This is a genomic window from Streptomyces sp. CC228A (genome assembly GCF_021390935.1).
Lineage (GTDB): Bacteria > Actinomycetota > Actinomycetes > Streptomycetales > Streptomycetaceae > Streptomyces.
The window spans coordinates 1,016,918-1,029,493 of record NZ_JAJPUI010000002.1 but is presented as its reverse complement, the minus strand read 5'-3'; the positions used below and the strand labels follow the sequence as shown (position 1 = coordinate 1,029,493).

Genomic DNA, 12,576 nt, shown 5'->3' with positions numbered 1-12,576 from the left:
GGCCGCCGCCTTCGCCGCCGCGCTGGGCGCTGCCGGTGTTCCGGTACGCCTCTCCCGGACCGGGCTGAGTCCGGGTCACGTCGCCTCGTCTGCGGACCGGGGAGGCGAGGAGCCCGCCGAGGAGCCCGGCGGCGAGTCCCCACAGGAGGGCCAGGCCGCCGCGGCCGACCGGCGCTGCGACCAGACCGCCGCGCCGCTCACCGCGAAGACCAGCAGGATCGCGAAACCGACCGCGTCGCGGTTGGCGCCCAGCATGGTGAGGAACAGCCCGCAGCCCACCAGCGCCATCAGGACGGCCGTCAGCGACGAACCGCCGACCCGGCCCGACAGCAGCCGCCGCGCCTCGGTCTCCTCCTCGCCCTCGGCGGGCAGCAGCAGCCACGCGAAGCCGTAGAAGATCAGGCCGATGCCGCCCGCCACGGCGAGCACACCGGTCGCGACCCGGAAGACCACCGGGTCCAGGTCGAAGTGGCGGCCGAGGCCGCCGCACACCCCCGCCATCACCTTCTGCCGGGTGCGGCGCAGCGGGGGTGCGGCGCCGCCGGTCGGGTGCCCCGTCGGGCCCGGTCGCCCCGGCTGGGCGGCGGCGGCGGCGTCGCGGTAGTCATACGACCATGGTGACGGCCGCCGCGCCGGGACGGCAGCCGCCCCGACCCTGGCCGGTCCCTGATATTCCGCTCCCGGACCGCGCCCGCCGGGTCAGGGTGCGGGTCAGGGCCGACCCTGATGTTCCGGCGCGCCGGGCGTGTGACCATCGAGGCATGCCAGCCGCCGTCCCGCGCCCGTCCGCCCCCGCCGCCGACGACCCGCCGCCGCGCAAGCTGTACCGCAGCGCCGACGGGCGGATGCTCGGCGGTGTCGGCCGCGGCCTCGCCGGGCACCTCGGACTGCCCGTCGTGTGGGTGCGGCTGGCGTTCCTCGGGCTGTTCCTCGCCGACGGCCCCCTGGCCGTCCTGCTCTACGCCGCGCTCTGGATCGCCGTACCCCTCGGCGTCGGCGGGCGCTCCGCCGAGCCGCGCAGCCTCTTCGAGACCACCGCCGACGGGCGCCGCAAGCTCCGCAAGCCCGACACCGGCCAGGTCGTCGCGCTCGTCGCGCTGCTGGCCGGCATGTCCGTCTTCATCCGCAGCCTCGACCTCGGCGGCGACGCCAACCGGTACGTGTGGCCGGCGCTGCTCATCGGCGTCGGCGTCGTCCTCGTCTGGCGGCAGGCCGACAACGCCCGCCGGGCCCGCTGGACCGACGCGGGCCGCCGCAAGCAGCTGTTCCAGCTCGCCCGCGGCCTCGCCGGGGTCGCCCTCGTGGGCCTCGGCCTCACCGTGTTCCTCGTGGTACGCGGCTCCGCCGCCCAGCTCGGCACCGCGCTCACCGCCGCCCTCGCCGTGCTCGCCGGGATCGCGCTGCTCGCCGGGCCCTGGCTGGTCCGGATATCGCAGGACCTGACGGAGGAGCGCACCATGCGCATCCGCGCCCAGGAGCGCGCCGAGGTCGCCGCGCACGTCCACGACTCGGTGCTGCACACCCTCACCCTCATCCAGCGCCGCGCCGACGACCCGGCGGAGGTGCGCCGCCTCGCCCGCGCGCAGGAGCGGGAGCTGCGCACCTGGCTGTACCGGCCGGAGGGCACCGGCAAGGACGAGGACGAGGAGCCCGCCACCCTCGCCGACGCGGTGCGGAAGGCGGCCGCCGAGGTGGAGGACAAGCACGGGGTGCCGCTGGAGGTCGTGGTCGTCGGCGACTGCCCCCTCGACGAGAAACTGGCCGCGCAGATGCAGGCCGCGCGTGAGGCGATGGTGAACGCCGCCAAGTACGGTGGCGGGGAGGCGTCCGGCGGCGGGGGCCTCGGCGGCGGCGCCGTCCAGGTGTACGCCGAGGTGGAGGGCCTCACGGTCTTCGTCTCCGTACGGGACCGCGGTCCCGGCTTCGACCTCGGTGCCGTCCCCGCCGACCGCATGGGCGTACGGGAATCGATCATCGGCCGGATGCAGCGCAACGGCGGCACGGCACGGGTGAGGTCGGCGCCCGGGGAGGGCACGGAAGTGGAGCTGGAGATGCAGCGGGCGGTGCCGGAGGCGGAGCCGTCGGCGGCGCCGCGGACCGCGCCGGGAGCGGCGCGGGAGTCGCGGCAGTCGGAGTCGGAGGAGACGGGCGCATGAGCACCGAGGACACGAGCGGGCAGCAGCAGGGGGCGGAGCGGCACGTGCGCGTGGTGCTCGTCGACGACCACAGGATGTTTCGCACCGGCGTGCAGGCCGAGATCGGGCGGACGGAGGAGACCGGCGTCGAGGTCGTCGGCGAGGCCGCCGACGTCGACCAGGCCGTCACCGTGATCACGGCGACCCGCCCGGAAGTGGTGCTGCTCGACGTGCACCTGCCGGGCGGCGGCGGCGTGGAGGTGCTGCGGCGCTGCGCCTCGCTGATGGCGGCGCCGGAGCGGCCGGTGCGGTTCCTGGCGCTGTCCGTGTCGGACGCGGCCGAGGACGTCATCGGGGTGATCCGCGGCGGGGCGCGCGGCTACGTCACCAAGACCATCACCGGCGCGGACCTGGTCGACTCGGTGTTCCGCGTGCAGGAGGGCGACGCGGTGTTCTCGCCGCGGCTGGCCGGCTTCGTACTGGACGCGTTCGCGTCGACGGACGCGCCGCCGGTGGACGAGGACCTGGACCGGCTCACGCAGCGGGAGCGCGAGGTGCTGCGGCTGATCGCGCGCGGTTACGCGTACAAGGAGATCGCGAAGCAGCTCTTCATCTCGGTGAAGACGGTGGAGTCGCACGTGTCGGCGGTGCTGCGCAAGCTCCAGCTGTCGAACCGGCACGAGCTGACCCGCTGGGCGACGGCCCGCCGGCTCGTCTGAGTCGGCTGCCCCTTCTGCGCGCGGGTGGCCGCGTGCAGAAGGGCGCGCTCAGCCGACGCGGGCCGCGCCCGCCCACGGCATCTCGTCGATGGACGCGATCCGGACCGTGGAGCCGGTGCGGGGCGCGTGGATCATCTTGCCGTCACCGATGTAGATCCCGACGTGGCTCAGGCCCGAGTAGAAGAAGACCAGGTCACCGGGGGAGAGCTGGGAGCGGGCCACCCGCTGCCCGGCGTTGATCTGGCTGTAGGTGGTGCGGGGCAGCGCCACCCCGGCGGCCCGCCACGCGGCCTGGGTGAGCCCGGAGCAGTCGTACGAGGACGGGCCCGTGGCGCCCCACTGGTACGGCTTGCCGATGGCCCCGTACGCGAAGGCGACCGCCTTGGCGGAGCGGGCCGTCGGGGCCGGTGTCCGGGGCCCCGGGCGGCCCCGGTCCCCGCCGCCGCGGACGGCGCGGCCGCGCGGGTGAGTCCCTCGCGGCCGGACCGGTCCGTACGGGGCGCCGCACCCGGGCGGCCCGCGTCGCCGCCGTGCGCGTGCGGACCGGCCTCGTACGCCGCGCGCTCGGCGGCGGTGAGCCGGGCGAGCAGCTTCTCGGCGGCGTCCAGCCGCTGCCGCACGGTCGCCTTGTGGCGGTTCAGCTCGTCCTGGCGGGCCTTCAGGTCCCGGGTCCGGTCGGCGGCCTCCTGCCGCAGCCGGTCCAGGTCGACCAGCCGGCCGCGCAGCGACGAGACGGCGGCCGCCTGCCGCGCCCCGGCGGCCTCGGCGAGGGCGGCGCCGCGCAGATAGCGCTCGGGGTCGGAGGACAGCGCCAGCCGCAGCGCGGGCTCAGGCCGCCCGACCGGTACTGGGCGGCCGCCGCGGCACCGAGCGAGTGGCGCGCGGAGTTGAGGCGCTCGGTGCGCCGCGCGGCCTCGTCGCGCAGCGCGTCCAGCCGGTCGCGGGCCTGGTCGGCCTTCTCCTTGGCGCCGTTGTACTTCTCGGTGGCGATCTCCGCTTCGTGGTGGAGGCGGTCGACCTTGGCCTTGACCTGCGCGGCGGTCAGCTGCGGTTCGGCGTGGCCCGAGCCCTCGAAGGCGGTGGCGGTGGCCGCCCCGGCGAGCGCGAGCGTGGCGGCCGTACGACCGGCCTGTCCGCTCAGCGGGGACTGCTTGGGCTTCCGGTGCGCTGCCACGAGGGCGGTCACTTCCTTCGCTGCGTACGGGTGGACGGGGGCGGGACACGGGGTGGCGGTGTGCCGGGGCTCGGAGGCGGTGCGGTGCGGGTCCGAGGGGGCGTGCGGTGCGGGGTGAGGGGCGCGTGCGGGTGCGGCGGGTGCGGCGGGTGCGGCGGGGGTGGCGCAGGGGCATGGGGCGGGCAGGTGGGGGAGGTGTGCGGTGGCCGGTCGGTGGGGAGGTCCGGCCACCTGGGGAAGGACGCTAGGCCGGGGTTTCGGGGAGGGCAGGGAAGTGACCGCTATTGGCCGCAGTTGAGCGCTCGGTCGCTGCCTGCGACCGGGCGAAACGGTTCGGAACCGCGTCTTCCGTGTCACCCGCGACCGTTGCCGCGAAAGAGGCCGACCTCGGTGGCGGCAGGTGATATGGCCGGGGCTAGGCTCCCCACCATGGACGTCCTCATCAATGTCTTCGTCGCCCTGCACATCATCGGCATCGGCGCCCTCCTGGGCGGCTTCCTGACCCAGATGAAGGCCATGGGCGCGGGCACGGCCCGCATGGTTCCGGCCATGCTGCACGGCGCGCTCACCATGCTGGTGACCGGCGTCGCCCTGGTCGGCCTCAGGGAGGCCCAGGGCGCCGACCTCAACCACGTCAAGATCGGCATCAAGCTGGCCGTGCTGGTCGTGATCCTCGCGCTCGTGTACGTGAAGCGCGACGACGAGCACGTGGAGAAGGGCGTCTTCGGCGCGGTCGGCGGCCTCACCGTCGTCAATATCTTCCTCGCCACGCTCTGGACGTGACGCGGAGGGCGGCGGCGACGGTGAGGGCCGCGGCCGGTCAGGCCGGGCGGACCGCCCCGTGGACGGGCAGGTCGGACACCGGTTCCTCGCGGACCGCCGCACCGGGCCCCGTCGCGTGGATCACCGTGCCGCCCCCGGCGTAGACGCCGACGCGGCCGCCGTCGCCGGAGAGGAACACCAGGTCACCGGGGAGCAGCTCGGCGGGGGAGACGCGCCGGCCGCACCGCGCCTGCTCGCCCGCGGCGCGGGGCAGGTCGACCCCCGCCGCCCGCCAGGCGGCCTGCGCCAGCCCCGGGCAGTCGTACGAGCTCGGTCCCGTCGCGCCCCGCACGTACGGTTTGCCGATCTGGGCGCGGGCGAACGTGACAACCTTGTCGGCCTTGGCCGCGTAGACCGCGTCCCCGTCGGCCTCCGCGGCGGCGGCCGTCCCGCCCGGGGCTGGTGACGGCTCCTGCTGCCGCGCCCCCCACCCGGTCGCCGACTGCGGCTCCCGGGCCTGCTCGCCGGCCGCCGGGAGGCACTCCTGCGACCAGAGGGCGGCGTGGACCTCGTGGGCGGGGACCGGCGTGGGCTCCTGTGCCTGGAGGGGCGTCTGGGGGGCGTGGGTACGGGCGAGCGCCTGGGGTGCCTCGCCGTAGGCCGGCGTCGGCTCCTGGGCCTGACAGGGCGGCTGGATCTCCGCGGAGTGGATGAGCGCGAGGGCGGCGTGGGCGGGGGGCGGCGTGGGCTCCTGTGCCTGGAGGGGCGCGTGGAGGTCGAGTGCCGGGGGAGCGCCTGGGCCTCCAGAGCCTGGCGGGCCGCCTCCGCCGCCCGTGCGGCATGCTCCGCCGCCGCCCGCTCCTCCGCGAGGCGGTGGGCCTCCGCCTCCCGCAGGCGCTCCAGCTCCGCCAGCCGCTGCCGCTCCCCGGCCGCCAGCCGGTCCAGCAGCGCGCGGGCCTCGGCGAGCTTCCCCTGCACGGTCCGCTTTGCCGAGCGCAGCTCGGCCTGCGAGACCGCGGGCGTCTCCCGCGCGCGCGGCGCGTCCGCCCGCTGTGCGCCCCCGGCCGCCGGCTGGTCCGGGGCGGCCGTCTGCTGCCGCTGCGCGGGCAGGTCCACGAGCGGGGGCCGGTCGGCGTCCGCCTGCACGTCCGGCGCGGACAGCAGCGCCGCGGGACGGCCGAGCGGCGCCGTCCCGTACGGCGCCGCCGCGCGGGCACCGCGCTCCTGCCGCGGCGCGCCGAGGACCTCGGCGCGGTCGGCCTCCGCGCTGCGCAGGCCGCCGGCGCCGCCCCGCTGCCGGTCGGCGGCTTCCTTGGCCCTGCCCGGGCGCTGGGCCGTGGTGCCGGCCTGCCGGTACAGGTCGTCGACCTTGCGCTGGACCTCCTCCACCGTCGGCTTGTCGTCGCCGGGGGCGGCCACCGCGTTCTGGGAGGACAGCAGCGTCACGGAGGCGAGGGCGGCCGTGGTGAAGCCGACGGCGGGGGCGTGCGAGCGGATCGTACGGGTGGTGCTGAGGCTGCGCGGCTTGCGATGCGACGCCAAGGGTCGGCATCTCCTTCCGTGGGCCGCCGCGCCGGCCAGTGGAAGGGCAGGCAGGACAGGCCGGAATCGGCGGAGCGGCGCGGTCGGCGGGGATCGCCGAAAGGGGGACGGGCCGCTTGGGCGAGCACGCTAGCCAACCTGTGGTGGTGCTGTGAAGGATGATGTGCGATATGCCCGATACGTTTCCGTGACCTTTTCGATGTTTGTTCGCGTCTTCACCAAGGTCACGGCAGAGCGTCGCGCACCGTGACGGTCCGGGCGGGGCAACGGCGGGGGCAACGGCGGGGCGACGGCGAAGCGACGGCGGGGGAGGAGGCGGATCGCCGCCGGATCCTGTGAGTCCGCGCACCTCTCCCGGCGAGCGGTCCGGATCCGGACCGCTCTGTCGGTGGGGCCGCCTAGACTCGATAGGCGATGAGCAGCAGCCTCTTTGACGACAGCTTCCTGGCGGGCTTCGCCGACCACTCCGCGGAGGAGCCCCCGCCGCCCGAGGACCTCGACGGCGGTGCGCCGCCCGCGGAGGAGGTCCCGGACGACCTCTTCGGGGGCCGCTTCGACCTGCCCCCGGATCCGGACGCCTACTACCGGGACGGCGCCCCGCGCCCCGTCGTGGACCCGGCGGCCCTGCTGGAGGGCATGAACGAGCAGCAGCGCGCCGCCGTCGTCCACACCGGCTCGCCGCTGCTCATCGTGGCCGGTGCGGGCTCCGGCAAGACCCGCGTGCTCACCCACCGCATCGCGCACCTGCTGGCCACCCGGGACGTGCACCCCGGGCAGATACTCGCCATCACCTTCACCAACAAGGCCGCGGGCGAGATGAAGGAGCGCGTCGAGCAGCTCGTCGGTCCGCGCGCCCACGCGATGTGGGTGATGACCTTCCACAGCGCGTGCGTCCGGATCCTGCGCCGCGAGTCCAAGAGGCTCGGCTTCACGTCGTCGTTCTCGATCTACGACGCCGCCGACTCCAAGCGGCTCATGGCGCTGGTCTGCCGCGACCTGGACCTCGACCCCAAGCGGTACCCGCCGAAGTCCTTCAGCGCCAAGGTCTCCAACCTCAAGAACGAGCTCATCGACGAGGAGACCTTCGCCGACCAGGCGAGCGACGGCTTCGAGAAGACCCTCGCCGAGGCGTACCGGATGTACCAGGCGCGGCTGCGCGAGGCCAACGCCCTGGACTTCGACGACATCATCATGACGACGGTGCACCTGCTCCAGGCGTTCCCGGACGTCGCCGAGCACTACCGCCGCCGCTTCCGCCACATCCTCGTCGACGAGTACCAGGACACCAACCACGCCCAGTACACCCTCGTGAGGGAGCTCGTGGGCACCGCGGGCGGCGAGGGCGACCCCGAGCCGGCCGAGCTGTGCGTCGTCGGTGACGCCGACCAGTCGATCTACGCCTTCCGGGGCGCCACCATCCGCAACATCCTCCGGTTCGAGGAGGACTACCCGGACGCCACGACGATCCTGCTGGAGCAGAACTACCGCTCCACGCAGACCATCCTCTCCGCCGCCAACGCGGTCATCGAGCGCAACGAGAGCCGCCGCCCCAAGAACCTGTGGACCAACGCCGGCGCCGGCTCCCGCATCACCGGGTACGTCGCCGACACCGAGCACGACGAGGCGCAGTTCGTCGCCGACGAGATCGACCGGCTCACGGACGCGGGCGACGCGAAGGCGGGCGACGTGGCCGTCTTCTACCGGACCAACGCGCAGTCCCGCGTCTTCGAGGAGATCTTCATCCGCGTCGGCCTGCCCTACAAGGTCGTCGGCGGCGTCCGCTTCTACGAGCGCAAGGAGGTCCGGGACGTCCTCGCCTACCTGCGGGTCCTCGCCAACCCGGAGGACGCCGTCCCGCTGCGCCGCATCCTGAACGTCCCGAAGCGCGGCATCGGCGAGCGCGCGGAAGCGATGATCGAGGCCCTCGCCCTGCGCGAGCGGATCACCTTCCCGCAGGCACTGAAGCGGGTCGACGAGGCGTACGGCATGGCGGCACGGTCCGCGAACGCCGTGAAGCGCTTCAACCAGCTCATGGACGACCTGCGCACCATCGTCGAGTCCGGTGCGGGGCCCGCCGTCATCCTGGAGGCGGTGCTGGAGCGCACCGGCTACCTCGCGGAGCTCCAGGCGTCCACGGACCCGCAGGACGAGACCCGCATCGAGAACCTCCAGGAGCTCGCGGCGGTCGCCCTGGAATTCGAGCAGGAGCGGGGCGAGGGAGAGGGCGCGGGCACGCTCGCGGAGTTCCTGGAGCAGGTGGCCCTGGTCGCCGACTCGGACCAGATCCCGGACGGAGACGAGGAGGGCGACGGCGTGATCACGCTGATGACCCTCCACACCGCCAAGGGGCTGGAGTTCCCCGTGGTCTTCCTGACCGGCATGGAAGACGGCGTGTTCCCGCACATGCGGGCCCTCGGCCAGGCCAAGGAACTGGAGGAGGAGCGCCGTCTCGCCTACGTCGGCATCACCCGCGCCCGCGAGCGCCTCTACCTGACGCGCTCCACCATGCGCAGCGCCTGGGGGCAGCCCGCGTACAACCCGCCGTCCCGCTTCCTGGAGGAGATCCCGGAGCAGCACATGGACTGGCGCCGCACCGGCCGCAGGGTGGGTGCCCCGGCGGGCGGCCCGGCCACCCCCGCGTCCGGCGTGGCCGCCTCCCTGTCGGCCCACCGCGCCCGCTCCGGCCCGGCGGGCTTCGCCACGCGCCGCACGACGGACAGGCCGGTGATCGCCCTGGCGGTCGGCGACCGGGTCACGCACGACCAGTTCGGGCTCGGCACCGTGACGGCGGTGACGGGCACGGGCGGAGACGCCCAGGCCACGATCGACTTCGGCGACAGCAAGCCCAAGCGGCTGCTGCTCCGGTACGCGCCGGTCGAGAAGCTGTAACCGGTCCGGTCCGGACGGGAGCGGCCGCCGCTCCCGCCGGGCGGGGCGTCTCCTGGTGGGGCGGCGCCCCGACGGCCACCCGCTGCGGTCCTCTGCGGCCCGCGGCCCTGGGCGGCCCGCCGACTGCCGAGGACTCGCCGGTGGGCGTCGGGCGGCCCTGCTGAAGCCCGCCGGTTTCCGGCGGTTTCCGGGATCGGAGCTGCTGAGGCCCGCGGGCTACCGGCGGTTGCCGGCCTCCGGCCTGCTGCTGAGGCCCGCGGGTTACCGGCGGCCGCCGGCCCGCGGGCTTCCGTGGTGAATCAGCCCGTGGGGCTCAGGCCGTGGCTCCTCAGCCAGGCTTCCGGGTCGATGGCGGTGCCACCGCCGGGTCGAACCTCGAAGTGGAGGTGCGGACCAGTGGAGTTACCGGAGTTGCCCGAATACGCAATGACGTCACCGGCTTTGACCGGGCCGGAGCGGATCTTCGCGGTGCTGAGGTGGCAGTACCACGTCTCGGTGCCGTCCTTGGCGGTGACGATCACCATGTTCCCGTACGCGCTGTTCCACTGCGTGCGCACGGTGCCGTCCGTGGCCGCCATGACCGGCGTGCCGTACTGGACGGGGAAGTCGATACCGGTGTGCAGGGACATCCAGTTGACGCCGGCCTGGCCGTACCGGGCGCTGAGCTGGTGCAGCTCCACGGGAAGGGCGAACTTGGGACGCATGGCCTCGCGCCGCGCGGCCTCCTCCGCCTTCCGCTTGCGCTCGGCCTCCTGGCGTTCCTTGAGGTCGATGCGCTCCTGCGTGCGGCTGGCGCGGTTGCCGAAGTCGCGGGCCCCGGTGTCGAGTGCGGCGAGCTGTGTGTCGAGGGCCTGGTTGGCGACGGCCGGCTTCACGGGGGGCACGTCCGCGGCCACCGATGCCGCCTCCTCCTTGCCGTCCGTGCCGGTGAGGCCGCTCACGGACGCGGCGGCGATACCGGCGACGCCCATCACGCAGGCCGAGGGCACGGCCACGGTGAGCAGGGCCGACCGCTTGGCGGCGGGCCGCCGCCGGCTGCGGCTGCCACCGGCGCGGCGCACGGGGCGGGCGGCGGCCGCCGCGGCGGACGCGGCGGTCACCACCGGTTCGGGACCGGTCTCGTCGGCACCCGCGTCAGAGCGGTCGGTGCCTTCGCCGTAGCCCTCGTGCCCCTCGTAGCCGTCGTGGCTCTCGTAGGAGTCGTAGGGGTGGCTGTCGGGGTAACCGGCGTAATCCGCGCCGAAGTCGGCCCCATGGGTCTCGGGGGAGTCCGCTTCGTGTGGCCGGTCGTCGGTGAGCTGCCCGCCCGGGGAGGCGGCGCGGTGGCCGGCCGGGTGTCCGAGCGGCGCGGCGTCCGCGAGTCCTGCCTCGTCGGCCGTCGCGTAGTCGTACTGCTCCGGCACGAACGTTTCGGGAGTGTGCTCGGCGGGGCCTTCGGCCAGGCCCGAAGTGTCCGCGGCACCGGCGGCGGCCGACGCGTCGGCCCAGGCCGTGGCGTCGTAAGAGCCCGTGTCGAGCCCGCCGGTGTACCACTGCCCGGTGGTCTCGTAGACAGCGGTGGAGGCGAACTGCTGCGCGGCGTCGGCCTGCTGGGCCTCGTGCGCCTGGTTCCACGCACTGGCGTCCCACTGGCCGGTGTACGCGCCGGCGTCCCAGTGCGCTTGCGTGGTCGCGGAGGCGGCCGCGGTCCAGCCGCCCGTGTCGTACTGGCCGGTGTCGTACGAGCCGCTGTGCCCGGCGTCGTAGCCGCCGTGGGAAGCGGAGTCGTAAGAGGCGGCGTAGGAACCGGTGTCGTACACCCCGGTTCCGTAAGTCCCGCTGCCATACGTGCCGGTGGCGTAGGCCCCGGTGTCGTAGGTGCCGGTGCCGTACGTTCCGGCTTCGTACCCGCCCGTCTCGTGGCTGCCCGTGGGATAAGCGCCGTGGCTGGGATAGTCGGCGTGGGGGTGCTGGTCGTTCACCAACTTCTCTCTCGCCTCGGCAGCAGGACAAGGTCTGGGTACGGCCCCCGGAGGACGCCCAGAGGGGAAGCAGTGGGCGCGACTGTACCCGGCGGTATGCGCAAGCGACAATCTTCCACCGGTTTTACGCCCGTCGGAAACGGGCATTCGGCCGCCTTTCGGCGGAGCGCACACCGAGCCTTGGCGGTACGTTCGAAAGGTGTTCGAGAAATGGTGGCGTCTTCACGCCACCGACACGGAAGCGGAACCTCCGCTCGTCGCCGTGCACGGCCGGGCGTCCAGCTCCTCCCGCACCCGCGCCGACACCGCGGGGTGGACCGGCAGCGCGAGATGGCCTATTCCGATCACCTCCACATTGGTCGCCGTGAGGTCCGGATGGTGCAGGCGGGCGGTCTCGGCCGGAGCCATCCAGTGGTCGAGGCCGCTCCAGAAGCTGACGAAGCGGGTACGGCAGCCGGGGGCGGGCCCGGCGAGCTCGCGCAGGACGGGGGAGCCCGGCCGCATCTGCCGGACCAGCGGATGGAGCCCGGCGAGCGGCACCGCGGCCGTCCCGGAGTGCGGTGTGCCGAGCGTGACCACCGTACGGACGCGCTCGTCGCCGCCCAGCCGCTGGACGTAGTAGCGGGCCACCAGCCCGCCGAGGCTGTGCCCCACCAGATCCACCTGCCGGTGGCCGGTGCGGGCGCAGACGTCCTCCACGTGCCGGGCCAGCTGCCGGGCCGCGGTCCGCAGGTCGCAGGTCAGGAGGGAGTAGTTCAGCGCCTCGACGTGCCGGCCCCGGCCCAGCGCGCGGCGCAGCAGGACGAACACGGAGCGGTTGTCGACGAGGCCGTGCAGCAGCACGACCGGCGGCGGCGCCCACTGCGGCACCCGCGGTTCCCGCGCCTGCCGGCCGCCCGGTCCTCCGGAGTGCGCAGTCGCCACCCGGGCCTGCGGGTCTCCGCACTGGTGGGCTGGACGGTCCCGGCTCGGCTGCGGCTTGTGCGCCGGGGCCTCAGGCTCCCCCGCGTGCGGCTCGTGCGCGCCGCGCTCCCGAAGGTCCTGGTCCACGGCCGCCTCGCACGTCCGGGGCCCCTCGTGCTGTGCCCCGCCGTCGGGCGGTTCGCTGTCGGATGCCCGGCGGCTTCGAGGCTCGTGCTCGCGGGGCCGGCGGTCCTGCGCCCCGCCGTCGCCGTGGTCGACGGGGCCGCCCGCTCCGCCGTCCCGGTAAGGAAGGCGCCGCTCCTGGGTGACTCCGGTCGGGTAGAGCAGCAGGTGCAGCGCCAGGACGGCGACCTCCAGCGCGGTGGCCTTGGCCATGGGTCCGTATGAGGGGGGCAGGGCTTTCACGGGCTCGACCTCCGGAGCGGAGGGGCATACGGAGGGCGGCTCCGACCCCCCGTATGCCCTCAGGG

At 74.7% G+C, this 12,576-nt stretch carries 6 protein-coding genes and 3 pseudogenes; 4 read left to right on the top strand and 5 right to left on the bottom strand.

What is annotated here, in order from left to right:
- Positions 1–99: 99 nt before the first annotated feature.
- A pseudogene (locus tag L6E17_RS09985) lies at positions 100–525 on the bottom strand (PspC domain-containing protein); the annotation flags it as partial.
- 236 nt (positions 526–761) lie between these two features.
- Here L6E17_RS09985 and L6E17_RS09980 point away from each other — a divergent pair.
- Positions 762–2,063 (top strand): annotated as a pseudogene (locus tag L6E17_RS09980) (PspC domain-containing protein); the annotation flags it as partial.
- 89 nt (positions 2,064–2,152) lie between these two features.
- Positions 2,153–2,854 (top strand): response regulator transcription factor, encoded by a 702-nt coding sequence (locus L6E17_RS09975; RefSeq protein ID WP_236240367.1) that lies wholly within the window; start codon positions 2,153–2,155, stop codon positions 2,852–2,854.
- Between the two features lie 48 nt (positions 2,855–2,902).
- Here the strand turns inward: L6E17_RS09975 and L6E17_RS09970 are convergent.
- Positions 2,903–4,028, bottom strand: a pseudogene (locus L6E17_RS09970) (NlpC/P60 family protein).
- 429 nt (positions 4,029–4,457) lie between these two features.
- On the opposite strand from L6E17_RS09970, the gene L6E17_RS09965 reads away from it, so the two are divergent.
- The gene (locus L6E17_RS09965; RefSeq protein WP_236240366.1) at positions 4,458–4,811 is read left to right on the top strand and encodes a hypothetical protein; all 354 of its coding nucleotides are present in this window, start codon (positions 4,458–4,460) and stop codon (positions 4,809–4,811) included.
- 37 nt (positions 4,812–4,848) lie between these two features.
- Here the strand turns inward: L6E17_RS09965 and L6E17_RS09960 are convergent, their stop codons facing one another.
- Entirely contained in the window at positions 4,849–5,142 is a 294-nt protein-coding gene (locus L6E17_RS09960) for a C40 family peptidase (protein WP_374109023.1), read from the bottom strand.
- 1,604 nt (positions 5,143–6,746) lie between these two features.
- Between L6E17_RS09960 and pcrA the strand changes: the two genes are divergently transcribed.
- On the top strand, positions 6,747–9,221 hold the full coding sequence (pcrA, locus tag L6E17_RS09955) for a DNA helicase PcrA (protein WP_236240365.1): 2,475 nt from the start codon (positions 6,747–6,749) through the stop codon (positions 9,219–9,221).
- 299 nt (positions 9,222–9,520) lie between these two features.
- On the opposite strand, the gene L6E17_RS09950 is transcribed toward pcrA, so the two are convergent.
- Together L6E17_RS09950 and L6E17_RS09945 are read right to left on the bottom strand one after the other, a co-directional pair.
- On the bottom strand, positions 9,521–11,182 hold the full coding sequence (locus tag L6E17_RS09950; RefSeq protein WP_236240364.1) for a M23 family metallopeptidase: 1,662 nt from the start codon (positions 11,180–11,182) through the stop codon (positions 9,521–9,523).
- 222 nt (positions 11,183–11,404) lie between these two features.
- Positions 11,405–12,481, bottom strand: coding sequence for a triacylglycerol lipase (locus tag L6E17_RS09945; protein WP_236240363.1), 1,077 nt, complete (start codon positions 12,479–12,481; stop codon positions 11,405–11,407).
- Between the last annotated feature and the right edge of the window lie 95 nt (positions 12,482–12,576).